Annotated in this window: 21 protein-coding genes and 1 tRNA gene; 8 read left to right on the top strand and 14 right to left on the bottom strand. The window is 73.0% G+C overall.

Annotated features, from left to right (window positions below):
* Positions 1–256: 256 nt before the first annotated feature.
* The 7 genes from rho to NQU55_RS03715 form a co-directional block, all read right to left on the bottom strand.
* Positions 257–2296: a transcription termination factor Rho gene (gene rho / locus NQU55_RS03685; RefSeq protein WP_168091419.1), complete on the bottom strand. Its 2040-nt coding sequence runs from the start codon at positions 2294–2296 to the stop codon at positions 257–259.
* A 425-nt stretch (positions 2297–2721) separates the two neighbouring features.
* On the bottom strand, positions 2722–3636 hold the full coding sequence (gene thrB, locus NQU55_RS03690; protein ID WP_168091420.1) for a homoserine kinase: 915 nt from the start codon (positions 3634–3636) through the stop codon (positions 2722–2724).
* 300 nt (positions 3637–3936) lie between these two features.
* Positions 3937–5025 (bottom strand): threonine synthase, encoded by a 1089-nt coding sequence (thrC, locus tag NQU55_RS03695; RefSeq protein WP_168091421.1) that lies wholly within the window; start codon positions 5023–5025, stop codon positions 3937–3939.
* Positions 5026–5033: 8 nt separating this feature from the next.
* Complete coding sequence (locus NQU55_RS03700; protein ID WP_168091422.1) at positions 5034–6326, bottom strand: homoserine dehydrogenase; 1293 nt, start codon at positions 6324–6326, stop codon at positions 5034–5036.
* A gap of 97 nt (positions 6327–6423) precedes the next feature.
* Positions 6424–7815, bottom strand: a complete 1392-nt coding sequence (gene lysA, locus NQU55_RS03705) for a diaminopimelate decarboxylase (protein ID WP_168091423.1) — start codon at positions 7813–7815, stop codon at positions 6424–6426.
* A gap of 14 nt (positions 7816–7829) precedes the next feature.
* On the bottom strand, positions 7830–8651 hold the full coding sequence (nrtL, locus tag NQU55_RS03710; protein WP_168091424.1) for an ArgS-related anticodon-binding protein NrtL: 822 nt from the start codon (positions 8649–8651) through the stop codon (positions 7830–7832).
* A gap of 163 nt (positions 8652–8814) precedes the next feature.
* Positions 8815–9348 carry a response regulator gene (locus tag NQU55_RS03715; RefSeq protein ID WP_168091425.1) on the bottom strand — a complete coding sequence of 178 codons (534 nt, stop codon included), beginning with the start codon at positions 9346–9348 and terminating at the stop codon, positions 8815–8817.
* A gap of 163 nt (positions 9349–9511) precedes the next feature.
* Between NQU55_RS03715 and NQU55_RS03720 the strand changes: the two genes are divergently transcribed.
* From NQU55_RS03720 to NQU55_RS03730, 3 genes are all read left to right on the top strand, one after another.
* A tRNA-Arg gene (locus NQU55_RS03720) sits at positions 9512–9583 on the top strand.
* A 236-nt stretch (positions 9584–9819) separates the two neighbouring features.
* Positions 9820–10791: a hypothetical protein gene (locus NQU55_RS03725; protein ID WP_240976146.1), complete on the top strand. Its 972-nt coding sequence runs from the start codon at positions 9820–9822 to the stop codon at positions 10789–10791.
* Positions 10792–10892: 101 nt separating this feature from the next.
* A complete protein-coding gene (locus tag NQU55_RS03730) occupies positions 10893–12449 on the top strand; it encodes an amino acid permease (RefSeq protein ID WP_256789689.1) in 1557 nt (518 codons plus the stop codon).
* 72 nt (positions 12450–12521) lie between these two features.
* Here NQU55_RS03730 and NQU55_RS03735 read toward each other — a convergent pair whose 3' ends face one another.
* Entirely contained in the window at positions 12522–13349 is an 828-nt protein-coding gene (locus tag NQU55_RS03735) for a polysaccharide deacetylase family protein (protein ID WP_240976147.1), read from the bottom strand.
* Between the two features lie 173 nt (positions 13350–13522).
* A complete protein-coding gene (locus NQU55_RS03740; protein ID WP_168091426.1) occupies positions 13523–14650 on the bottom strand; it encodes a ferritin-like domain-containing protein in 1128 nt (375 codons plus the stop codon).
* A gap of 126 nt (positions 14651–14776) precedes the next feature.
* On the opposite strand from NQU55_RS03740, the gene NQU55_RS03745 reads away from it, so the two are divergent.
* The 4 genes from NQU55_RS03745 (at position 14777) to NQU55_RS03760 (ending at position 18260) form a co-directional block, all read left to right on the top strand.
* On the top strand, positions 14777–15709 hold the full coding sequence (locus NQU55_RS03745; protein ID WP_168091427.1) for an AurF N-oxygenase family protein: 933 nt from the start codon (positions 14777–14779) through the stop codon (positions 15707–15709).
* Between the two features lie 104 nt (positions 15710–15813).
* Positions 15814–16566, top strand: coding sequence for a TetR/AcrR family transcriptional regulator (locus NQU55_RS03750; protein ID WP_168091428.1), 753 nt, complete (start codon positions 15814–15816; stop codon positions 16564–16566).
* A 48-nt stretch (positions 16567–16614) separates the two neighbouring features.
* A complete protein-coding gene (locus tag NQU55_RS03755) occupies positions 16615–16902 on the top strand; it encodes a DUF8847 domain-containing protein (RefSeq protein WP_256789691.1) in 288 nt (95 codons plus the stop codon).
* Positions 16903–17093: 191 nt separating this feature from the next.
* Positions 17094–18260 carry a C40 family peptidase gene (locus NQU55_RS03760; RefSeq protein WP_168091429.1) on the top strand — a complete coding sequence of 389 codons (1167 nt, stop codon included), beginning with the start codon at positions 17094–17096 and terminating at the stop codon, positions 18258–18260.
* A 37-nt stretch (positions 18261–18297) separates the two neighbouring features.
* On the opposite strand, the gene NQU55_RS03765 is transcribed toward NQU55_RS03760, so the two are convergent.
* Genes NQU55_RS03765 through NQU55_RS03785 form a run of 5 tightly spaced genes read right to left on the bottom strand, consistent with a single transcriptional unit; the run spans position 18298 to position 23787 of the window.
* Positions 18298–19596: a styrene monooxygenase/indole monooxygenase family protein gene (locus tag NQU55_RS03765; RefSeq protein WP_168091430.1), complete on the bottom strand. Its 1299-nt coding sequence runs from the start codon at positions 19594–19596 to the stop codon at positions 18298–18300.
* 10 nt (positions 19597–19606) lie between these two features.
* On the bottom strand, positions 19607–20257 hold the full coding sequence (locus NQU55_RS03770; RefSeq protein ID WP_168091431.1) for a GTP-binding protein: 651 nt from the start codon (positions 20255–20257) through the stop codon (positions 19607–19609).
* The gene (locus NQU55_RS03775) at positions 20238–20630 is read right to left on the bottom strand and encodes a DUF742 domain-containing protein (RefSeq protein WP_168091432.1); all 393 of its coding nucleotides are present in this window, start codon (positions 20628–20630) and stop codon (positions 20238–20240) included. The genes NQU55_RS03770 and NQU55_RS03775 overlap by 20 nt, the downstream gene beginning before the upstream one ends.
* Positions 20627–21136 (bottom strand): roadblock/LC7 domain-containing protein, encoded by a 510-nt coding sequence (locus tag NQU55_RS03780; protein ID WP_168091433.1) that lies wholly within the window; start codon positions 21134–21136, stop codon positions 20627–20629. The genes NQU55_RS03775 and NQU55_RS03780 overlap by 4 nt, the downstream gene beginning before the upstream one ends.
* Entirely contained in the window at positions 21133–23787 is a 2655-nt protein-coding gene (locus NQU55_RS03785; RefSeq protein WP_256789693.1) for a sensor histidine kinase, read from the bottom strand. The genes NQU55_RS03780 and NQU55_RS03785 overlap by 4 nt, the downstream gene beginning before the upstream one ends.
* A gap of 248 nt (positions 23788–24035) precedes the next feature.
* On the opposite strand from NQU55_RS03785, the gene NQU55_RS03790 reads away from it, so the two are divergent.
* A complete protein-coding gene (locus tag NQU55_RS03790) occupies positions 24036–24800 on the top strand; it encodes a protein phosphatase 2C domain-containing protein (RefSeq protein WP_168091434.1) in 765 nt (254 codons plus the stop codon).
* Positions 24801–24822: the final 22 nt, after the last annotated feature.

Consider the following 24822-nt stretch of genomic DNA (forward strand, 5'->3'; position numbering starts at 1 on the left):
TGATTGACGGGGAAGTCTGCGACAGGGTTGCACAGCGTTTTCTGAGGACTGTCTTAGAAATGCTCCTCCGGGCGGAGCGGCCGGCGATCACTACTACCCCTCGCCACCTGCGATTTCGGACAAATATGAGGCAATGATTCCGGCCGGCGGGAAGCCGCGCGCCTGTGGCGCAGATCTCAGAATGTCACGGGAAGATCACGACGGAGGCCCCCCGCCACCGAGGTGACGAGGGGCCTCCGGGAGCCGCGGACGCGGATCAGTCGTTGCCGTTGCCCGAGGAGGGCGTGGTCTTCGCGATCTGCATCAGGAACTCGGCGTTCGACTTGGTCTGCTTCATCTTGTCGAGGAGCAGCTCGATGGCCTGCTGCGAGTCGAGCGCGTGCAGCACCCGGCGCAGCTTCCAGACGATCGCCAGCTCCTCGCCGCCGAGGAGGATCTCCTCCTTGCGCGTACCCGAGGGGTCCACGTCGACGGCGGGGAAGATGCGCTTGTCGGCGAGCTTCCGGTCGAGCTTGAGCTCCATGTTGCCGGTGCCCTTGAACTCCTCGAAGATCACCTCGTCCATGCGCGAGCCGGTCTCGACCAGCGCGGTGGCCAGGATGGTCAGCGAGCCGCCGTCCTCGATGTTGCGCGCGGCACCGAAGAACTTCTTCGGCGGGTAGAGCGCGGTCGAGTCGACACCACCGGACAGGATGCGGCCCGAGGCCGGGGCGGCCAGGTTGTAGGCGCGGCCCAGACGGGTGATCGAGTCCAGCAGGACGACCACGTCGTGACCCAGCTCCACGAGGCGCTTGGCGCGCTCGATGGCCAGCTCGGCGACGGTGGTGTGGTCCTCGGCCGGGCGGTCGAAGGTCGAGGAGATGACCTCGCCCTTGACCGACCGCTGCATGTCGGTGACCTCTTCCGGACGCTCGTCGACCAGGACGACCATCAGGTGGCACTCGGGGTTGTTGGTGGTGATCGCGTTGGCGATCGCCTGCATGATCATGGTCTTACCGGTCTTCGGCGGGGCCACGATCAGACCGCGCTGGCCCTTGCCGATGGGGGCGACCAGATCGATGATCCGGGTCGTCAGCACGCCCGGGTCGGTCTCCAACCGCAGGCGGTCCTGCGGGTAGAGGGGGGTGAGCTTGTTGAACTCGGGGCGCCCGCGGCCGGATTCGGCCGACATGCCGTTGGCCGAGTCAAGGCGGACAAGGGCGTTGAACTTCTCGCGCCGCTCGCCGTCCTTCGGCTGCCGCACCGCACCGGTGACGTGGTCACCCTTGCGCAGGCCGTTCTTGCGGACCTGGGCGAGGGAGACGTAGACGTCGTTCGGGCCCGGCAGGTAACCGGAGGTACGGATGAACGCGTAGTTGTCGAGGATGTCGAGGATGCCCGCGACGGGGATCAGGACGTCGTCCTCGGAGACCTGCGGCTCGTTGCCGAAGTCGTCGCGGCCACGGCGGCCACGGCGGTCGCGGTAGCGGCCGCGGCGGCCGCGGCGGCCACCCTCGAAGTCGTCCTCGTCCTGCGGGCCGCCCTGGGCGCCCTGGGGCGCGCCGCGGCCGTCGCGCTGCTGGCGGCCGGCGCCCTGCTGGGCGTCGTCGCCGCGGTTGCCGCGCTCACGGCGGTCGCGCTGGCCGCGCTCGCCGCGGTCCTGGCGGTCGCCGCGCTCGCCGCGCTCACGGCGGTCGCCCTTCTGGCCGCGCTCGCCGCGGTCCTGGCGGTCGCCCTTGGCGGCCTTGCCCTCGACAGTGTCCAGCGCGGTCTCGGCCTTGGCCTCGGTGCGCTCCTCGGCGCGGGCCTCGGTCTTGACCTCGGTGCCCTCGGGGCTGCCGGCGGGCGCGGTGGCCCGGCGGCGGCGGCGCTCGGCGGCCGGCTGCTCGTCGCTGCCCGGCTGGCCCGGGATCTCGATCTGCTGCTGCGCGGCGACCGCCTTCTCGGCGGGCTTGGCCTCGGCCTTCTCGGCCGCCTCACCCGTACGGGCCTTGGAGGTGGCGCGGCGCTTCGGCTTGGTCTCGGCGGCCTCGGCCGCCTCGGCCTTGGCGGGCGCGGCGGAGGAGCCGGCCTGCCTCTCCTTGATGACCTCGATCAGCTGGCCTTTACGCATCCGCGCGGTGCCCTTGATGCCGAGGCTCGAGGCGAGCTGCTGGAGCTCGGCCAGGACCATGGCGTCGAGGCCCGTGCCCGAGCGGCGCCGCTTGGGGGCGGTGGCAGCACCGGTGGCAGGCGCGGCGGGAGCGTCCGTGGCGGGCGCGGAGGCATTGCCGGTGGCGCCGGCGTTCACGCCCATCAGATCGGTGGTGTCGCTCACGAAGGGGTCCTTCCCTGGAGCGGGCGTCGGCCTGTCTGGCTCGGCGACCGGTTGTGCTGTCCGGCTACGGTCTGGCGGTTTGCGGACCGGGCCGGGGCGGTGGTCCGCCGGTACGGCTGGTACGGCGGAAGAATCAGTTCATTGGTCCGGCGTGAAGAATGAGGTGAAGACATGGAGTATCGGCTTCACTCATGTCACCCACGCCGATTCCGGAGCGTGCTCGAAGCTGCTCAGGCAGGCTGCTCAGGCAGTTTGGGAGGCTCCCGGAAGAAAAGCGGCCCCTGATCGGGACACAGAGCACCGAGCCGATGTGGCGTCGAGTGCAGACTTGAGGTTAACACTACCGGATCCCACAAACATTCCCCCTCTCCAAGACCGGCAACCGCTATTTTTCGCGGGGCCGGATTTCGCCCGGATTTCCGCTGTCAGGCGAGCGGCAGCACGCTCGTCCCCCCGGCGTCGAGAGCCAGCCGGTTGGCCGCCCACCCCTCGCCCGCCAGTCGTGCGACCTTGTCGGCCGCACTGCTCTCGACCAGCGCGAGGACCGTGGGTCCCGCGCCGGAGATGACCGCGGGGACGCCGTCCGCGCGCAGTCGGTTGACCAGGGCCACGCTCTCCGGCATCGCCGGGGCGCGGTACTCCTGGTGGAGCCGGTCCTCCGTGGCCGCCAGCAGCAGCTCGGGGCGCCTGGTCAGCGCCTCGACCAGCAGGGCGGCCCGGCCGGCGTTGGCCGCTGCGTCCACATGGGGGACGCTGCGCGGCAGCAGCCCGCGTGCGGTCTCGGTCAGCACCGGCCGGGACGGCACGAAGACCACCGGAACGATGGAATCCGCAGGGTCCATCCGAATGGCCCGCGCCACTCCGGCGTCCATCCACGCCAGGGTGAAACCGCCCATCAGGCACGCGGCGACGTTGTCGGGGTGTCCCTCGATCTCGGTGGCCAGCTCGAGCAGCGCCGCGTCGTCGAGCTTCTCGGCCCCGCCTATGGTCACGGCGCGGGCCGCGACTATCCCCGCGCAGATGGCGGCCGAGGAGGAGCCCAGGCCGCGGCCGTGCGGGATGCGGTTGGCGCAGACGACCTCCAGGCCGCGCGGCTGGCCGCCGAGCAGGTCGAAGGCCGTGCGCAGGGCCCTTACGAGGAGATGGCTCTCGTCGCGCGGGAGGGTGTCGGCGCCCTCCCCGGCGATGTCGATGTGCAGCCCGGATTCGGCCACCCGGACCACGACGTCGTCGTAGAGCCCCAGCGCAAGACCCAGGGCGTCGAAGCCGGGGCCGAGGTTTGCGCTGGTGGCAGGGGTGCGCACGCGGACAGCGGCGGCGCGGAACGCGGGACCGGCCATCGCTCGATGACTCTCCTTGGTCTGGCCTTGGTGGGGCGTGCAACGTCCGCAAGGGCCGCGACGGCGATGCCGTGGGTCACGGCGGCGGTCTGCGACGGGGCGGAGTGAGTACAGCCTATCGAAGGAAGGTTCTGCGGCGACATAGGGCGCACGGGAGGCGCACGATGCGTGTCGCCTGCGGCGGGCTTGCCATCGTCCCGCACACGGTTGTGGGCAATCGTCCCGCGGGGCGGGACAGGTGGGCACGACCTGACGGTGTGCCCCCACCCGTCCCGCCCCACTGGCGGGCATCCGGAACGGTCAGGCGAGCCCGAGCTGCTGCGCGGCCGCGACAGCGTCCACCGGAACGGTGACCGGCTGGGGCGCACCCGCCACCGCCCAGTCCGGGTCCTTGAGGCCGTTGCCGGTGACCGTGCAGACGATGCGCTGCCCGGGGTCGACCAGGCCGAGTTCGGTGGCCTTGAGGAGGCCGGCCACGCTCGCGGCCGAGGCGGGCTCGACGAAGACGCCCTCCTGCGAGGCCAACAGGCGGTACGCGGCGAGGATCTGGCGGTCGGTCACCTCGTCGATGAGGCCGCCCGATTCGTCGCGCGCCTGCTCGGCGAACTGCCACGAGGCGGGGTTGCCGATGCGGATGGCGGTGGCGATGGTGTGCGGGTCCTTGACCGGCTCGCCGCGCACGATCGGCGCCGAACCGGAAGCCTGGAAGCCCCACATGCGGGGGGTGCGGGAGGCGATCCCGTCACCGGCGTACTCCCGGTAGCCGCGCCAGTAGGCGGTGATGTTGCCGGCGTTGCCGACGGGGAGGACGTGGATGTCGGGCGCGTCGCCGAGCGCGTCGACGATCTCGAACGCGGCGGTCTTCTGGCCCTCGATGCGCACCGGGTTGACCGAGTTGACCAGCGCCACGGGGTACTGCTCGGACAGGCCGCGGGCCAGCGTCAGGCAGTCGTCGAAGTTGCCGTCGACCTGCAGGATGCGGGCGCCGTGGACCAGGGCCTGGCCCATCTTGCCGAGTGCGATCTTGCCCTGCGGGACCAGCACGGCGCAGACCATGCCGGCGCGCACGGCGTAGGCCGCGGCGGAGGCGGAGGTGTTGCCGGTGGAGGCGCAGATGACGGCCTTGGCGCCCTCCTCCTTCGCCCGGGTGATGGCCATGGTCATGCCACGGTCCTTGAAGGAGCCGGTGGGGTTCGCGCCCTCGACCTTGAGGTGGACCTCACAGCCCGTGCGCTCGGAGAGCACCTGTGCGGGGACGAGCGGCGTACCGCCCTCGCGAAGGGTGACCACCGGGGTGTCCGCGGTGACCGGGAGCCGGTCGCGGTACTCCTCGATGATGCCGCGCCACTGGTGGGTACGGGAGGCCGGACGGCCGTTGTTGTCGGACATTGCTTTTGTTACTCCCCTTCAACCCGCATGATGCTCGCGACACCGCGGACCGTATCCAGCTTGCGCAGCGCCTCGACCGTCGCCGTGAGGGCGGCGTCGGGGGCGCGGTGGGTGACCACGACGAGGGAGGCCTCGCCGTCCTTGCCCGTCTGGCGGACGGTGTCGATCGACACCCCGTGCGCGGCGAAGACGGTGGCGACCTGGGCGAGGACACCCGGCTTGTCGGCCACGTCGAGGCTGATGTGGTAGCGCGTGACCACCTCGCCCATGGGGCTCACGGGCAGCCGCGTGTAGGCGGACTCACCGGGGCCGGTGGACCCGGCGAGCTTGTTGCGGCAGACGGCGACGAGGTCGCCGAGGACCGCCGAGGCGGTGGGCGAGCCGCCCGCGCCGGGCCCGTAGAACATCAGCTGGCCGGCCGCCTCGGCCTCCACGAAGACCGCGTTGTACGCCTCGCGCACCGAGGCCAGCGGGTGGCTGAGCGGGATCATCGCCGGGTGCACCCGGGCGGTGACCGACCGCCCGTCGGCGGCCCGCTCGCAGATGGCCAGCAGCTTGATCGTGCAGCCCATCTGTTTTGCGGAAGCAAAGTCCGCGGCGGTGACCTCCGTCATGCCCTCGCGATAGACGTCGTCGAGGCGTACGCGGGTGTGGAAGGCGATGCCGGCGAGGATCGCGGCCTTCGCCGCGGCGTCGAAGCCCTCGACGTCGGCCGTCGGGTCCGCCTCGGCGTAGCCCAGCGCGGTGGCCTCGTCCAGCGCCTCGGAGTAGCCGGCGCCGCTGGTGTCCATCTTGTCGAGGATGAAGTTGGTCGTGCCGTTGACGATGCCGAGCACCCGGTTGACCTTGTCGCCGGCGAGCGACTCGCGCAGCGGCCGGACCAGCGGGATGGCACCGGCGACGGCGGCCTCGTAGTAGAGGTCCGCGCCGTACTTCTCGGCGGCGGCGTGCAGGGCCGCGCCGTCGTCCGCGAGCAGCGCCTTGTTGGCCGACACGACGCTCGCGCCGTTCTCGAAGGCCTTGGTGATCAGGGAGCGGGCGGGCTCGATGCCGCCGATGACCTCGATGACCACGTCGATGTCGCCGCGCTCGACCAGGGCCGTGGCGTCGGTGGTGATGAGCTCCTCGGGCACCCCCGCGCGGACCCGGCCGGGCCGGCGGACGGCGATGCCGGCGATCTCGACGGGCGCACCGATGCGGGCCGTGAGGTCGTCGGCGTGCGTCGTCATGATGCGCGTCACCTCAGAGCCGACGACTCCACAGCCCAGCAGCGCCACCTTCAGCGGACGCGTACGCATCATCCGACCTCGTTTCCTATACATCTTGGGTAGTGCACCAGTCTCACTCACCGGACGGGGGTTTCCTGCCCCCGTCCAGTATCCGAGATCTTTGTTTCCGTCAGCCGACGTCGAGACGAAGAAGGTCCTCTTCGGTCTCGCGCCGGACGATCACACGGGCCGCGCCGTCGGCCACCGCCACCACCGGCGGCCGCAGCGCGTGGTTGTAGTTGCTGGCCATCGAGCGGCAGTAGGCGCCGGTGGCGGGGACCGCGAGCAGGTCGCCCGGCGCCACGTCGGCGGGGAGGAAGGCGTCCCGGACGACGATGTCGCCGGACTCGCAGTGCTTGCCGACCACGCGCGAGAGCATCGGCGCGGCGGTGGACGTCCGGGAGACCAGCGCGACGGTGTACTCGGCGTCGTAGAGGGCGGTGCGGATGTTGTCCGACATGCCGCCGTCGACGCTGACGTACGTGCGCAGGCCCGGCAGCTCCTTGACCGTGCCCACCTCGTAGAGGGTGAAGGCGGTCGGGCCGACGATGGCGCGCCCCGGCTCCACGGAGATGCGCGGCACGGCGAGACCGGCGGAGGCGCACTCGCGCGTGACGATCTCGCGCAGGGCCGTGGCGATCTCCTGCGGCTCGCGCGGGTCGTCGTCGGCGGTGTAGGCGATGCCGAGGCCGCCGCCGAGGTCGATCTCGGGCAGTTCCACGCCGTGCTCGTCGCGGACCTCCTTGAGCAGGCCGACCACGCGGTGGGCGGCGACCTCGAAGCCGGAGGTGTCGAAGATCTGCGAACCGATGTGGGAGTGGATGCCGACCAGCTCCAGGCCGTCGAGCTTCAGCGCCCGGCGGACGGCCTCGGCGGCCTGCCCGCCGGCGAGCGCGAGGCCGAACTTCTGGTCCTCGTGCGCGGTGGCGATGAACTCGTGGGTGTGGGCCTCGACGCCGACGGTGACCCGGATCTGGACGCGCTGGCGCTTGCCGAGCCGCTCGGCGACGTGCGCGACGCGCACGATCTCCTGGAAGGAGTCGAGGACGATGCGCCCGACGCCGGCCTCGACGGCGCGGGTGATCTCCTCGGTGGACTTGTTGTTGCCGTGCAGGGCGATGCGCTCGGCGGGCATCCCGGCGGCCAGCGCGGTGGTGAGCTCGCCGGCGGAGCAGACGTCGAGGTTCAGCCCCTCTTCGTGGAGCCAGCGCACGACGGCCCGCGAGAGGAACGCCTTCCCCGCGTAGAAGACGTCGGCGTCGGACCCGAAGGCGTCGCGCCAGGCGCGGCAGCGGGCCCGGAAGTCGCTCTCGTCGAGGAAGTAGGCGGGGGTGCCGAACTCCTCGGCGAGGCGGGTGACGGGGATGCCGCCGACGGTGACGACCCCGTCCTCGCCGCGGCCGACCGTGCGCGACCACACCTTCGGTTCGAGGGCGTTGAGGTCGGACGGCGGCGGGGTGTAGTGCCCCTCGGGAAGGACGTCGGCGTAGCGGGGCCCGGCGGGGTGGGCGGAACGGCTCATGGTCTCTGATCCCCTCAGAGGTGTGCGGGTGCGGTGATGCCGAGCTGGTGAAGGCCGTCGGCCAGCACGTTGCCCGTGGCCTCGGCGAGGGCCAGGCGGGCGCCGTGGACGGCCGAGGGTTTCTCGTCACCGCGGGGCAGGACGGCGCAGCCGGTCTGCCACGTCAGGAAGGCGCCGGCGATCCGGTCGAGGTGCCGGGCGAGGCGCTCGGGGTCGCGGGCGGCGGTGATGCGGGCGTGGTCGGCGAGGGCGGCGAGGAGCGGCGCGGCGGAGTCGCCGTCGCCCTCAGCGGGCGCGGACGCGAACCCGAGGTCCCGGGCATTGCGGAGCAGCCCCTGCGTACGGGCGTGGGCGTAGCGCACGCGGAAGAGGGGGTTGCTGTCGCGCTGGACGAGGAGCCCGGCCCGGTCGAAGCCGGCGGGCCACAGCAGGCTCCAGCGGGCGGCGTCGGAGCCGAGGCGGGCGACGAGCCCGGGTGCGGGGGCGGGCAGCGGGAGCGGCTCGGCGGCGGGCGGCGCGTGCAGCAGGTCCCGCACGAGCTGTGTGTAAGAGGTTCCCTCAAGGGTGATGTTGAGGAACCCCGGCCCGGCGATGTCGACCCGGGCGACCCCCGGCTCCGCGGCCAGCCGCTTGCGCAGCACCTCGGCGACCTCGCGGGCGGGCCGGCCGGTGTCCTGGGCCACGCGCAGGGCGACGTTGGTGGCGTAGTCACCGCACCCCGGGCGGGGCGGGACCCGCACGGTGACCCGCGTGGGCACGGCGGCGGGCAGCTCGTCGGCCTCGACGGCGCAGTGCACGGCGTGCAGCACGGTGCGGGAGAGATCGGCCGGGGTCACGGGGCCAAGCCTAGGGGAGAGAGGTGGGGCAGGGGCGAATGGGTTTCGCCGACCGAGACGGCGCGGCGCGACCGGAACCCCGATGCGGCCCGGGTGAAGAGGCTCCGTGCCTCACGAAAACGAGACGGGGGAGGCGGATCGGGAGAAGCGGCTGGGGGGCGGACTACTCACGCCCCCGGAACGCCTCCGCCCCGCAGACGGACTGGACCCCGCGCACGGCTCCCGCATCCCCGGGGGCCGACGCCCCCGGAACCCCGTCGCCCCGCTCCCCCGTGCGGCGCCGCAGGAGCCTGCGCACGAGCCGCACCATCTCGACCGGCTCGAACGGCTTCGCCAGAAAGGCGTCGACCCCGGCGGTACGACCGCCCTCGACCTCCAGCTGGGTGCAGGCGCTGATGATCGCGATCGGTATGTCGTGCGTACGGGCGTCGGCGCGGAGCCGGGCGGCCGTGTTCAGCCCGTCGAGCCGGGGCATGACGACATCCAGCGTCACCACATCAGGACGCACGCGGTGCACGATCTCCAGACACTCGGCACCATCGGCCGCGGTCACGACCTCGAAGCCTTCGAGCTCGAGGTTGACCCTGATCAACTGCCGGATGACCTTGTTGTCGTCGACGACAAGGACCCGGCCGGACAAGCCAGGCACACCCCGAGAGTAAGCGCGCCCCCCGCGCTGCGTCCGGGTTTTCCCCACTTCCACCCCGTGCGGGCGAGCTTTCCCCGACCGCCCCGCACTCCCCCACCCCGTCCGCTACCCCTCACCCGGCCCCGGCCCCCGAACCCCGCCGAACGACGTTGCGGATCACCCTCCGGAAGCTGGTAATGTTCTACCCGTCACCGCACCACGCGGACGACACGCCCCCGTAGCTCAGGGGATAGAGCAACGGCCTCCGGAGCCGTGTGCGCAGGTTCGAATCCTGCCGGGGGCACTCGCCTGGTTCGTCGGAAGACGGTGCAGGTGGATGCCTTGGAAGAAGGCCCGGACTCAGCGACGCTGAGTCCGGGCCTTCTTCGTTGTGGGCACCATTGGCCTCAACCGTTACGGCCTCATGCGGCGGCGCCCCGGGGTAGTGTGCGCCCCCGGGGACCGGGGTGGTGGTCCTGGCCCCGTTCCAAGTTTTCCTGTAACACGCCTACTTGACGCATCTTCAGGGAAGCGGGGCGGATGAGATTTCGCCGGGGTGCCGGGCAGGGGCTGGATCTGCATCAGGCCCGGGACGACCTGCCGTTACGGGCCGTGCTGGAGGACGCCGCCATGGGGCGGTGGGAAGGGCCGCGGGATCTGCTCGCGGCCACCGGGGCGGACTGGGACCGGCGGATCTTCCGGCTGCAGGTGCTGGCGCGGGCCGGGGCGCGGCTGCGGTTCGCCGATACGTGGGCGCGGGCGGAGCCGCGGTCGGGTGACGCCCTGGCGCTGCTCGCGCACGTGCAGGCCGTGCGGTCGATGATCAGCGGGGCCGGGGCGGGGCGGGCCGAGATGGAGGCCTCCTGGGCGACCTGTCTGGCGGCCGCCGAGGCCACGCCGGCCGACCCCTCGCCGTGGGTGGTGATGCTCGCGCTCCTGCGGGTCCACGCACCCGGCCGGGACGTGCTGGAGCAGGTGTGGGCCGAGGTCGTGCGGCGCGATCCGTACAACCGCGAGGCCCACCACGAACTGCTCACCTATCTCTTCCCCCGCAACCACGGCTCGGGGGCGGAGATGTTCCACTGGGCCCAGGAGCAGGCCGACACCGCTCCCCGGGGGCTGCCGATCGCCGTGCTGCCGCTGGTGGCGCTCGCCGAGTCGCACCGGCACCGGATGGAGACCGACGCCGGCAGCTACGGCAGTTACGGGCTGAGCATCCACCCCTGGATCGACTGCCCGCACATCGACCCCGTGCTGGACGGCTGGTGGCGGCACCGTTCCCCGCGGCCCCACGCCCAGTTCCTGGACGACGCCAATTACCTGGCCCACGCGCTCGCCTTCGCCGGGCGGCACGCCGAGGCGTACGAGGTGTTCCGGGCCGTCGGGCCGTACGCCTCCGAGGTGCCCTGGTCCTACTGCGGCGACGCCCGGGAGCTCTTCCTCCGGCACCGGGAGTGGGCCGTGCGGGCCGTCCGGGACGGGCGGCGACCGCCCCGCGCCCGTAGGCGGTGACGACGACCGATTACTTCCACCACCGAGCCCGCACCAGCACCAGCACCAGCACCCAGAAACACGCACATTTCTTGACCGTTCCCCACGAGAGAGAGAATCGCGTGCCACTCGATGTCCCCGGCTCCCCCGGCGTCTCCGGCGTCTCCGACGAGGAGCGCCTCCGCCAGCTCGGCTACACCCAGGTCCTCGCCCGTCACATGTCGGGGTTCGCCAACTTCGCCGTCTCGTTCACGATCATCTCCGTCCTCTCCGGCTGCATGACGCTCTACGGCTTCGGCATGCACACCGGCGGGCCCGCCATGCTCACCTGGGGCTGGATCGGCGTCGGGGCGATGTCGCTGGTCGTGGGGCTGGCGATGGCCGAGGTGTGTTCCTCGTACCCGACGTCGGCCGGGCTGTACTTCTGGGCGCACCGGATGGCCCCGGAGAAGTCGCGGGCGGCGTGGGCCTGGTTCACCGGCTGGTTCAACGTGCTGGGGCAGGTCGCGGCGACGGCGGGCATCGACTTCGGTGCGGCGTCGTTCCTGAACGCCTACCTTGATCTGCAGTTCGGGTTCGCGGCCACGCCGGGGCACACGATCCTGCTGTTCGGCGCGGTGCTCCTGCTGCACGCGGTGCTGAACACCTTCGGCGTGCGGCTGGTGGCCTTCCTCAATTCGGTGAGCGTGTGGTGGCACCTGCTGGGCGTGCTGCTGATCGTGGGCGCGCTCGCCGTCGTGCCGGACCACCACCGGCCGGCGTCGTTCGTCTTCACGCACTTCGTCAACGACACCGGCTGGGGCTCGGGCCTCTACGTGGGGTTGCTCTCGCTCCTCGTCGCGCAGTACACGTTCACCGGCTACGACGCCTCCGCCCATATGACCGAGGAGACGAACGACGCGGCGGTGGCCGGGCCACGCGGCATCGTCCGGTCGATCTGGGCGTCCTGGATCGCCGGGTTCGTGCTGCTGGCGGGCCTGACGTACGCGATCCAGGACTGGGACGGCGCGGCGGGCACCGCGACGGGGGTCCCGCCCGCGCAGATCTTCATGGACGCGCTCGGCGCGGCCGCCGGGAAGCTGCTGCTGCTCGTCGTGATCGTCGCGCAGCTGTTCTGCGGCATGGCCTCCGTGACGGCCAACTCGCGGATGATCTACGCCTTCTCGCGCGACGGCGCGCTGCCCTTCTCCCGCGTCTGGCACCGGATCAACCCGCAGACGCGCACGCCCACCAACGCCGTGTGGCTGGCCGCCGCGGGGGCGTTCGCGCTGGGGCTGCCGTATCTGATCAACTCCACGGCCTACGCGGCCGTGACCTCGATCGCCACCATCGGCCTGTACCTCGCCTACGCCGCGCCGACCCTGCTGCGGCTGCGCAAGGGCGACGCCTTCGAGCGCGGGCCCTGGCACCTGGGCCGCTGGTCGAAGCCGGTCGGGGTGGTGGCGATCGGCTGGGTCGCCGTGATCACCGTGCTGTTCATGCTGCCGCAGGCGAGCCCCGTCACCGTCGACACGTTCAACTACGCGCCCATCGCGGTCGCCGCCGTCCTGGGTTTCGCCGGTGTCTGGTGGCTCGCCTCGGCCCGCAGGTGGTTCCTCGATCCGCACCACCCGCGCAACGCCGCCTCCGTCCGTGAGCCGGCCGCCCCGCCTCAGGAGACCGACGTCTTCCGCTGGTAGTCAGGACCGTCCACCGGCAGTCCCGACCGTCCACCGGTAGTCCGGACCGTCCGCCGGAGCGCGGCCGGCGGCTCAGACCTTCGGGTACGCGAACGCGTACCCCTGCTCCTTGAACCACGGCAGGAGCTGTTCCAGGGCGGCGACCGTCTGGCCGCGGTTGCCGCCGCCGTCGTGGAAGAGGACCACGGGCCCCTCCTTCATGCCCTTCTTGACCGCGTCGACGATGTGGCCGACGCCGGGGTTGCGCCAGTCGTGGGTGTCGACGCTCCAGCCGAGGGGGCGCATGCCGTGCGAGGCGGCGACCTCCCGGCTGTACGGGGTGAACGCGCCGCCGGGGGCCCGGTAGTAGTACACCCGGACGCCGGGGCCGGCGGCCTTCTCGATCATCGTGCGGGCGTCCAGGACCTGGCGCTCCTGGTAGGACTCGGGGCGCTTGTCCATGGCGGTGTTGTGGTCGACGGAGTGGTTGCAGAGCCGGTGGCCGGCCTCGACGACCTTCTTCACGAGGTCGGGGTACTCCTGGGCCCGCGACCCGATGATGCAGAAGGTCGCCTTGGCGTCGTACTTCTTGAGCAGGTCGAGGACCTTGACCGTCCAGCCCGGCTCGGGTCCGTCGTCGATCGTCAGGTTGACCGTTTTTCCTGGGTCCTCGCTCTCGTGCGAGATCTCGGCCGGGACCCGGGCCGGCGGCGTGCTCGTGCCGCTGCCGGGCCCGCCCGGGGACGAGGCCCCGCCCCGCCCCTTGCCGTCGTCACTGCCCCGGCCCGTGCCCGGTGTGCCCGTCGTTCCCGGGTCCTCCGTGGCCATGGCCACGCAACCGGATATCGTGGCGAAGAACGTCAGTGCCGACGCCGTCGCGATCAGGAGATGCCGGCTCCTCCGAGCGGTCGTTCGTGCCATGAGCGTCCCCTCCCTCGGTGTGTGCTCCCGGTGCCCCACCCGCCCACGGGTCCGCCGGGCCCGGCGGCCCGGGCCGCCGGCCCACCCGTAGGTGCACCCGAAGACGCCCATACCGAAAGGAAGGTTCCAGCAGGGCGCAAGTCACTCAAGCCACTCAAGTGCCCCTGTCGGCCCTACGTTTCAGGTGTCCCGGAATCCCCTCCCGCACCCCGCGCGATCGCCTCCGCGACCTCGGCCCGGCGCTCCTTCTCCTCCTCCGCGAAGCGCTCCGCGTCCAGCTGCTCGGCGATCTCCTCGTCCTGGGCCATGAGCAGGTCCAGGCTCGCGTCGCCCAGCTCCAGCACGCCCATGTCGACGTACGCGCGCTGCAGCCGCTCGCCCCACAGGCCGATGTCCTTGACGCACGGCACGATGCGCGAGAAAAGCAACTTCCGGAAGACGCGCATGTATTCGGACTGGTCGCTGAGTTCGAGGGCCTCGGCCTCCGGAATGCCGAAGTCCGTGAGCACCACCTCGCCGCGCAGCCGGTCGCGCATCAAATAGCAGCCCTCGATGACGAATTCCTCGCGCTCGCGCAGTTCGGCGTGCGACAACTGGCGGTAGTAGTCGCGCAGGGCCATGCGGCCGAAGGCGACGTGCCGGGCCTCGTCCTGCATGACGTAGGCGAGGATCTGTTTGGGCAGCGGTTTGTCGGTGACGTCGCGGAGCATGCCGAAGGCGGCGAGGGCCAGGCCTTCGATGAGCACCTGCATGCCGAGGTAGGGCATGTCCCAGCGGGAGTCGCGCAGGGTGTCCCCCAGCAGGGACTGGAGGTTGTCGTCGATGGGATAGACCAGGCCAATCTTCTCCTGGAGGAAGCGGCCGTAGAGCTCGGCGTGGCGGGCCTCGTCCATGGTCTGGGTGGCGGAGTAGAACTTCGCGTCGAGGTCCGGGACGGATTCCACGATGCGTGCCGCGCAGACCATGGCGCCCTGCTCGCCGTGCAGGAACTGACTGAATTGCCAGGCGGCGTAATTGCGCCGCAGCTCGCTCTTGTCCTTCCCGCTCATCTTTCCCCAGTAAGGGGTGTCGTACACGGGCATGTTGTCGTCGGGCAGGCCCAGCGGATCGTACGGATCGACGGGAAGGGACCAGTCGATGCGCTTCTCGGCGTCCCACTGCTTGTCCTTGCCCTTTTGGTAAAGGGCAAGCAGCCGGTCGCGGCCGTCATCGTATTCCCAGCTGAAGCGGGCCGCTCCGGTCGCGGGCACCGTCCATCCGGGGTCGCCGGAGTCGTGTGCGTAGAGGTTGCGCGTCGTCATCGACGTCTCCTGTCCTCTCCCGTTCTCGTTGGCAGGCTCACACGCCGGTTACCGCCGGGTCAACGACCCTTCATCAACTCACCCCGAAGGATTGACGCCCTTGCTGACAGGCAGTCTCATAAGGGTGTGACCCCAAGTAACCCTGTAGCAAGCCCCCTCCGGGACGCCCTCGGGCCGCTCAAGGACCGCGAACAGGTCGCGCTGCGGCTGCTGGAGTCCTCCGCCAGACACTCCTTCGACCCGGACACGGAACTCGACTGGGAGGCGCCCCTCGAGGACGGCAAGTGGTTCTGGCCGCCCGAGCTGCTCTCCCTCTACGACACCCCGCTGTGGCGCACGATGTCCGAGGAGCAGCGCCTCGAACTCTCCCGGCACGAGGCCGCCTCGCTCGCCTCGCTCGGCATCTGGTTCGAGCTCATCCTGATGCAGCTGCTGGTCCGGCACGTCTACGACAAGCCCCTGACCAGCTCCCACGTCCGCTACGCGCTCACCGAGATCGCCGACGAATGCCGGCACTCGAAGATGTTCGCCCGGCTGATCGAGCGCGGCGGCGCCCCCGCCTACCCCGTGACGCCCTTGCACCACAACCTGGCCCGCATCCTCAAGACGGTGTCCACCACGCCCGGTTCCTTCGCCTGCACGCTGCTGGGCGAGGAGATCCTCGACCACATGCAGCGCCTGACCTTCCCCGACGAGCGGGTGCAGACGCTCGTGCGCGGCGTCACGCGCATCCACGTCGTGGAGGAGGCGCGCCACGTGCGGTACGCCCGCGAGGAGCTGCGCCGCCAGATGGTGGGCTGCCCGCGCTGGGAGGCCGGTCTGACCCGGCTCAGCTGCGGCGAGGCGGCCCGCGTCTTCTCGGTCGCCTTCGTCAACCCGGCCGTCTACACGAACGTGGGCCTGGACCGGCGCGAGGCCGTCGCCCAGGTGCGGGCCAGCGGCCACCGGCGCGAGGTGATGCAGGCGGGCGCAAAGCGGCTCACCGACTTCCTGGACGACATCGGCGTGATGCGGGGCGTGGGCCGCCGGCTGTGGCGCGCCTCCGGGCTCCTGGCCTGACCCCGCCGGAGGCCGCCCGCGCTCCCGGCCCGACCCTTCGCGGACAGGCCCGGCCCGGCCGGCGGGGGCGGAGCACCCGCGGCCGCACCGTTACGCTGCCCTGCATGAACGGCAGCGGAACCGCCCCGGCAGCACCGACTCCGTCCGCCCGCCCCGCCTACCGCAGACTCAGCGTCGAGGAACGCCGCACCCAGCTGATCGCCGCCGCCCTCGTGCTCTTCGCCCACCGCGCCCCGGAGGACGTCTCCCTGGACGACGTGGCGGCGGCCGCCAAGGTGTCGAGGCCCCTGGTGTACCGCTACTTCCCCGGCGGCAAGCCCCAGCTGTACGAGACGGCGCTGCGCAGCGCCGCCGACGACCTGGAGCTGTGCTTCGCCGAGCCGCAGACCGGCCCCCTCACCGGCCGCCTGGCCGCCGTCCTCGACCGCTACCTGGCGTTCGTGGACGAGCACGACGCCGGGTTCGGCGCGCTGCTGCAGGGCGGCAGCGTCGCCGAGACCTCCCGCACGGGCGCGATCGTGGACGGGGTGCGCCGGGCCGCCGCCGCGCAGATCCTCAAGCACCTGCAGGTGCCGGAGCCCGGCCCCCGGCTGCGCATGATGGTCCGCACCTGGATCACGGCCGTGGAGGCGGCCTCCCTGATCTGGCTGGACGAGGGCAAGCAGCCGCCCGTCGAGGAGCTGCGCGACTGGCTCGTCGACCACTTCGTGGCGCTGCTGACGGCCACCTCGGCGAACGACCCGCAGACGGCGGAGGTCACCCGTGCGGCGCTGGCGCTGGAGCGCGCGGAAGGGCCCGTGGGGCGCCTGGCCCGCCAGGTCATTCCGGTGGTGTCGGATGCGGCGCACCTGCTCTGATGCGCTACGCCGGCGGGCCGGCGCCGCGGCCTGACGGACACTGGACCCGTGAGAAGCGAAGATACGCCCTTCGTGGGCGGCCCCCTGGACGGGCGCGTACTGCCGGTACTGCTGGGACACACCGGGCACCCGCCCAAGGTCTACGAGGTCCCGGTGCCGGACGAGCGCGGCGGGGCCCCGACGGTCCTCGTCTACCACCGGGTCCAGGCCGGTACGACGCGCCGCCTGGGGCTGCACAAGGGCTGGAAGTACGTCTACGACCCGGAGGGGCGCCGCCCGGAGCGCGGCCTGAAGTGGCCGTGGACGAAGCGCCCGCGCCCCGGAGCGGACGCCTGAGCCGTCCGCAAGGGCGCCCGCGGGCGGCATCCGGGGCACGCGGGCGGGCGCGGGGCCGCCGGCCGGGTGACGCCCGGCAACCCAGGGGTGAGCAGGTTAGGCGGATTCGCCCACATCGCCCACATAAATAGGACCGCACGTGGAACGATCCTCACCTGTTGACGATCACGCCCCATACCGGAGGTGAGCTCGTGTCAGGACGGTTCGCGCGTTCTGTCTGCACGGCGGCGCTGATGGCCGGCGCCGCGTCGCTCGCACTGCCCGCGCCCCTGTCCGCGGCCGCACCCGGCGAGCCGCCCGAGCGGTCCCGCCCGTCCCGCCAGTCCGTCGGCAGCCTGCTCTCCCGGCTGCAGTCCCTCTACCGGAAGGCCGAGGAGGCCACCGAGGCCTACAACGCGACCGAGGAGAAGCTCAAGGTCCAGCAGCAGCGGGTCGACGAGCTCAACGACGAGCTCGCCACCGCCCGCGTGGCCCTCACCGGCAGCCGGGACGCCGCCGGCCGGCTCGCCCGGGAGCAGTACCAGGGCATGAGCGGCACCCTCGCCCCGTACGTCTCCGTCTTCCTCAGCTCCGACCCGCAGCAGGCGCTCGACAGCGGCCACCGCATCCAGCGCGCCGCCGGGCAGCGTGCGGCCACCGTCGGCCGCCTCACGAAGGGCGAGAAGTACGCGTCGGACGTGGCCGCCCGGGCCCGGGCCGCCCTCAACGAGCAGCAGGTGCTCGCGGCGCGGCAGAAGCGGCAGCGCGACGCCGTCAGGAAGCGCCTCGGCGAGGTCGAGAAGATGCTCGCCTCGCTGACCGGCACGCAGCTCGCCGAGGTCCAGGCCCTGGAGCAGAAGAACATCGGCGAGGCCCAGCGCATGCTGCTCTCCTCGGGCCGGCTCAGCGGCTCCTCCAGGCCGTCCGCCTCGGGCGGCAGGGCCATCGCCTACGCCTTCCGGCAGTTCGGCAAGCCGTACGTGTGGGGCGCGGAGGGGCCGGACTCCTTCGACTGCTCCGGGCTCACCTCGCAGGCCTGGGCCCACGCGGGCGACGTCATCCCCCGCACCAGCCAGGAGCAGTGGAGGACCCTGCCGAGGGTCCCGCTGAACGAGCTGCGCCCCGGCGACCTGGTGATCTACTTCGAAGGGGCGACGCACGTCGCGCTCTACATCGGCCACGGCCTGGTGATGCAGGCGCCGCGCCCGGGCAGCACCGTGAAGGTCTCGCCGATCGCCGCCAACCCGCTGCTGGGGGCCGTCCGGCCGGACGCGGACGAGGAGCCGCTGCGGCGGTACGTGCCGCCGCCGATGCCGGAGGGCGCCCTGTCCGGCTCCGACACCGGCTACGGATCGGCGCAGGCGCCGTCGAGGGCGTGACGGCTCAGCAGCACCGCGGGGCGGACGGGGCGACCGCTCAGCCGGCCGCTCCCGCCACAGGGGCCTCCACCTCCGTCCCACCCGACGACGCCGCCTTCTCCGCCTCCGCCACGTAGGCGGCCGCCCGCTCCGGCTCGTAGAAGTAGTCCGCGAAGTCCGCGGGGTCGTCGAAGCCGTTGGCGATGCGGTCGGCGACCGGCTGGAGGCCGGCCGCCGCCGCCAGCAGCTCCCGTACGTGCGGCGGCTGCCGCGGCGCGAGCATGGCGTGTGTCCAGGCGGTGGCGTGCCGGGCCGTGGCCCAGTGCCGGTCGAACGCCGTGCGCATCCACGCGGCGTCGAAGGGCCGCTCGCCGTGCTGCACGATCGCCGCGAGGTAGGCGGCGGCGCACTTGGCGGCGGAGTTGGCGCCCTGCCCGGTGACGGGGTCGTCGGCGACGACCGCGTCGCCGACGCCGAGGACCACGCCGCCCGACGGCAGCCGGCCGACGGGGTCGCGCACGGCCGGGGTGTAGCGGCCGGCCAGGGTGGCGTGGGCGTCGGTGAGCTCGACGCGGGTGGCGCGGGCGTACTCCCACGGGGCGTAGAGCTCCATCAGCTCCAGGGTGCGCGCCAGGTGCTCGTCCGGGCCGGGCTGGTCCTGGAAGACGTCCAGCGGGCCGTCCGGGACGGCTTCCCAGAACAGGACGTCGGCGCGGCCGGAGACGGTCAGCGTCGGCAGGACGAACAGCTCCCCCGCGCCCGGGACCAGGTTGCAGCGCACCGCCTCGGTGCCCGCGTGCTCGGGCCGGGGACCGAGCCCGTGCACGTAGGCGACGGCGAGGGCCCGCTGCGGGACGGTGTGCGGGGAGCGGGCGGGGTCGCGGTCGAAGAGCTCCGCGAGCTCGCCCTTGCCGGTGGCGACGAGCACCAGGTCGTAGTGGCCGGCGAGGGCGTCCAGGTCGGAGACGGCGGCGGCGTGGACGACCAGCCGGCCGCCGCGCTCGGCGAAGGTGTCCAGCCAGCCGGACATCTTCAGCCGCTGGTCCACGGACTGGGCGCAGCCGTCGAGCCGGCCGAGCCAGTCGACGGCGCGCCGGTGCCCGCCCGGGACCGGCTCGGCGACGGAGACGCCGACGCCCTCGATGCGCGGGGCGGAGGCCGCCCAGAAGCCGAGCCCGAGCTCGTGCTCGTGACGCAGGGCCGTGGCGAACATGCACTGGGTGGACGTCACCCGGCCGGAACGTATCTCTTCGGAGGTGCGGTTGGACATCAGCGTGACGTCGTAGCCGTGGAACTGCAGGCCGAGGGCCAGTTGGAGGCCGGACTGGCCGGCCCCGGCGATGAGGATCCGTCGCACGGGTCGCTCCTCACTCGGGCAGGGTCGCGAGCGCGCGGCCGACCAGGGCCAGCAGGGTGTCGACGACCGTGATCCGCTTCCGGGCGTCCATGGTCACCACCGGCACGGGCGGCGGCAGCGCGAGCGCCTCGTGCACGGCCTCGGGAGGGTAGCGGTCGGCGCCCTCGAAGTGGTTGACCGCGACGATGTAGGGCAGGCCGGCGGTCTCGAAGTAGTCGAGGGCGGCGAAGGACTCGGCCAGGCGGCGGGTGTCGGCCAGGACGACGGCGCCGATCGCGCCGCGCACCAGGTCGTCCCACATGAACCAGAATCGTTTCTGGCCGGGTGCGCCGAAGAGGTAGAGCACGAGGTCGGCGTCGAGCGTGAGGCGCCCGAAGTCCATGGCGACTGTGGTGGTCCGCTTGGCGGGGGTGGCGCCGGCGTCGTCGACGCCGGCCGCCGCGGCCGTCATCACCGCCTCGGTGCGCAGCGGTGTGATCTCGGAGACGGAGCCGACGAAGGTGGTCTTGCCGACGCCGAAGCCGCCCGCCACGACGATCTTCGTGGCGAGGGGGGCGCGGGTGCGGTCGGTCTGCCAGGCGCGCGGCGCGTCGTCGGCGGCGACGGCGCCGAGGGTGGCCGTGCGGGGTTCCGGGCGTTCTTCACAGTCGGTGGAGTGCATCCCGCACCCTCTCCAGCAGCACGCGGTCGGGCCGGTCCGTGCCGTGCGCGGTGTCGAAGACGCGCACCCGGCCCTGCTCGGCCAGTTCGAGCAGGAGGACCCGGACCGCGCCGAGCGGCATCCGCAGCAGGGCGGCGATCTCCGCGACCGACCGCAGCCGGTGGCACAGGTCCAGGATGGCGCGGGCCTCGGGCGGCACGCGGGCGCCGGGCCCGGCGTCGCCGTGCGGCCCGGTGCCCGCGGGGAGCCCGGGGGCGTCGAGCGCCGCCACGAACGTCTCCACGAGCAGCAGCCGGCACCGGCGGGGGCGCCCGCCGGTGAGCGAGTAGGGGCGGACGCGCGCAGGCTTGCCGCAGGCGGCGGAGCCCGTCATCCGACCGCCTCCACCGACTGCCGCAGCTCCCTGCGGAGTTCGGGGGTGAGGACGTGTCCGGCCCGGCCGACGAACAGGGCCATGTGGTAGGCGACGACGCCCATGTCGCAGTCGGGTTCGGCGTGGACGCCCAGCAGCGAGCCGTCGCTGATGGTCATCACGAACAGGCTGCCCTCGTCCATCGCGACCATCGTCTGCTTGACGAAGCCGCCGTCCATCAGGCACGCCGCACCGGTCGTCAGGCTGCCCAGGCCCGCGACGATGGTGGCGAGGTCGGCGGTGGAGCCGCGCGGGCCCTCCGGTCTCTCGCCGCGGTGGGCCATGCGCGGGTCGGAGGAGAGCAGGAGCAGCCCGTCCGAGGACACGACGGCGACGGACCGCACTCCGGGCACCTCCTCCACCAGGTTGGTCAGCAGCCAGTGCAGGTTGCGGGCTTCGTGGCTCAGTCCGTAGGAGACGGGGCCGACGGGGGATACGGGGGTCGCCCCCCGGGGGAATGCAGTCAACCGCGTGCCTCCTCGGGGGTGCCGCCGGCGTCCGGCGGGCCCGCTTGATTCCGTTGTGTCTCGCGCCCGGCCAGCTCGGCCCGGGCGTCCCGCCGCCCGTCGGCCGCGCCGCGCTGGAAACCTGCCAGCTTGCGCCGCAGCGCCTCCGCGTCCACGCCCTGGCGCACCCGCTGGGGGGCGGGGCGCTGGGCGACGACCTTGGGGGTGCGCTTGGGCAGGGCGGTGCCGTTGGGAAGTCCGGTGCCGGGGCCGTCGGCGGAGGGGGCCGCGGGCCCGGGGGCCGCGGACCCGGGGGGCGCGGCCGGGCGTGCGTGGCGCCCCGTCGACGCGGGCGGCGGCACGGGCGGCTGCGTCTCCGTGAAGCCCGTCAGCCGCATCGTCGACTCGGCGGACGGCGCGGGCTCGGCGAGGCCGCCGGGCGCGGCGGGCGGGTCGGCCGGGTGGACGGGCGCGGGGGCCGCGTGGGCGCCGGGCTGCCGCCGGCCGTCCTGCGGGCGGCCGCGCAGCGTATGGGAGTTGGCCTCGGCGATGGAGCCGGGGAGGTGGACCTGCGGGACGGCCGCGGCGCCCGGGACGGGCGGGGTGTCCCCCAGGCCGGTGACGGCCGGGGGGCCGGCGGGCAGCAGGCTCACGGGCAGCACCACGACCGCGGCGACCCCGCCGGTGGTCTGCTCGCGCAGCTGGACGCGCACCCCGTGCCGGAGGCCGAGCCGGGCGACGACGTAGAGGCCGAGGCCGAGCGGCGACTGCGCCGCACGCCCGGAGCGGACCGTACCGTCGGCCCGGCCGGCGTGGTCGGCGGCCGGCAGCGGGGGGCAGGCCGGGTCGGGGTCGGCCAGCAGGGCGTTGACCTCGGCGAGCCGCTCGGGGGCCATGCCGATGCCCTCGTCCTGGACGCAGAGCACGATCTCGCCGCCCTCCAGGTGCCAGGCGGAGACCTGCACCTGGGCGTCCGGCGGGGAGAACGCGGTGGCGTTCTCCAGCAGTTCGGCGACGAGGTGGCTCACGTCCTCGGAGGCGAAGCCGGCGAGGCGGGCGTGCGGCGGCAGGGACTGGATGCGCACGCGCTGGTAGCGCTCGGTCTCGCCGACGGCGGCCCGCAGGACGTCGAGCAGGGGGACGGGGCCCGCACGGCCGGTGCCGCTCTCGGCTCCGGCGAGGACGAGCAGGTTCTCGCTGTTGCGGCGCATGCGGGTGGCGAGGTGGTCGAGCTTGAAGAGGGTCTCCAGGCGCTCGGGGTCCGCCTCGTGGGCCTCCATGCCCTCGATGACGGCCAGTTGGCGCTCGACCAGGCCGAGGGTGCGCAGGGAGAGGCCGACGAGGATGCCCGTCTCGCCGGCGCGGCCGCCGGGCTGCTCGGCGGGCAGGGCGGCGAGCCGCTCGGTCAGCCGCTGCTGCTCGGCGCGCAGGGAGTCGCGCTCGTCGGCGGCGTCCTGGCGGGCGGTGATCAGGCGGGTGCGCTCGCCTTCGAGGGCGGCGATGCGGCCCTGCTGGCGGCGGAACTTGCCCTGGAGGTGATTGACGGCCCGGATGGTCTCGGCGAACTCGTCGTCGCGGCCCTTGAAGGCGATGGGCTCCTCGGTCACCGGGTCGGCGCTCACGCGCCGGGTGCCCAGCCGCACGGCGCCGAGCGGGCGGGTGACCGAGCGGGTGGACCAGATGCCGGTGAACAGGGCGGTGAAGAGGCACAGCGCGGCGGTCATCACCCGCCGCTCCAGCTCGGTCATGGCCTCGTGGCGCAGGGCTTCCAGGCGGGGCGCCTCGCTCTCGGCGAGGGCGGTCTCGACGCCGCGCATGCGCTGGAGGCGGGTGGTGAGGGCCGTGCGGACGGGGTCGGCCGGCTGGGTGGCGAGCTCTCCGGCCGCCTGGCTCCTGGTGAGACGGACGAGGTGGCCCTGGGCCGCACTGATGTCGGGGCCGGTGACGGCTTCGGCGTAGGCGTCGCGGGCGGCGGCGGGGGCGAGGCGGTGGAAGTCGGCCAGGGCGTCCTGGGTGCGGGTGTCGGCGCGCTGGGCCGCGGCGGCCAGCTCGGGCTTGCGGCCCTGGGCGGCCAGGGCGCCCAGGAGCAGGCCGCGCCCGGCCGAGGCGGCTTCGGTGGCGCGGGCGAGCGGCGGCAGCGCGGCGGAGTCGCCGCCGCCGGCCTGCCGGTCGAGGGTGTCCGCGAGGCCGTGGAGGGCCTGCACGGCGGGGGTGTAGGCGGTGAAGGCGGCCAGGGCGTCGCCCTTGCCGGAGTAGGCCTCGCGGCGGATGTGCGGGAGGGCGTCGAGGAGCTCGCGGACGGGCGCGGGCGCATCGGGCCGGAACTGCTCGATCTGCCGGTCCAGGGCGACCCGTTGGCGGTCGGAGAGGCCCGCGCCGGTGGAGTCGGCGCGCCCGCCCGCCACGTACTGCACCATGGCGTCGCGCTCGTCGGCCAGGGAGTGCGCGAGGGCGAGGGCCGACTCGTCGGCGGTGGCGAGGGCGACGAGGCCGCGGGCCTCCGTGAGGTCGCGCCAGGCCTCGCGGACGCCGGAGGCGCTCGCGCCGAGCACGGCGAGGGCGATGACCGCGACGGAGGCGGTCAGTCGGTTCCGTACGCGGGCGGTGCGCTCCGGCACCGCCGTGGCCCGCGGCTTCCGTCCGCCGCCGCCCCCAAGCCGCTTCTTCCGCACCGGTGCTCACCATCTTTTCTCGTCCCACCCCTGGTACTGATTTGACCCTTTCAGCACCTCTGCGGGGCGGGAGTGCCCATCGACCGCCCGGCCACTCGAAGGAGTGAATCTCTCTTTGAGATTGACAATCGGCCTGCTTCACTCATCGCACACGTGCCAGGTCAGCACGTCACCTGAAGCAACGCGGAGGGCGCCGACAGGATGCGCACGTGCCTCCGTCGATTTCCGGCATCCGGCACACTGGCCCCATGCGCATCGAACTCGCCACCCGGCCGGGGGATGTCCGACACCCGAACGAGGACTTCGTATCCGTCGCCCTGCCCGCCTCGGGTAAGGGGGGCGCGCTGGTCCTGCTCGACGGGGTGACGCCGCCGCCCTCCGGAGAGACCGGATGCGTGCACGGGGTGCCCTGGTTCACGGCACGGCTGGGCGGTGCGCTCCTCGAACTGGCCGTGGCACAGCGGGAGCTGACGCTGGATCGCTGTCTGTCGGCGGCCGTCTCCCGTACGGCGGACGCCCACCGGGACTCCTGCGACCTCGCGCACCGGCGCACGCCGCAGGCCACGGTGGTCGCCGCCCGGTGGGACGACGCGCGCGTGGAGTACCTCGTGCTCTCCGACTCCGCGCTGCTCGTCGAGTCACCCGGCCGCACGGTGACGGCCGTCCTGGACGACCGCATCGAACGCCTGCGGGCGCTGGGCCCGGTGACGGACGCCGCGCGCAACGCGGAGGGCGGCTTCTTCACGGCCGCGGCGGATCCGGACGTGGCCGCGCGGGCGGTGACGGGCTCGCTCGCGCGGGCGGAGGTACGGGCGCTGGCCGCGCTCACGGACGGCGCGGGGCGGTGGGTCGAAGTCTTCCGGGAAGGGGACTGGACCGACTGCCTGGCGGTCCTGGCGAAGGAGGGTCCGCAGGCGCTGATCGACCGCGTACGCACCGCGGAAAGCGGCCCGCGGGGCGAGCGGCCGGGCAAGCGGCACGACGACGCCGCGGCCGTGTACGTGGAACTCTGACGGGCCCCGGGCCCGGCACCGG

Source organism: Streptomyces telluris (assembly GCF_024519335.1).
GTDB lineage: Bacteria > Actinomycetota > Actinomycetes > Streptomycetales > Streptomycetaceae > Streptomyces > Streptomyces telluris.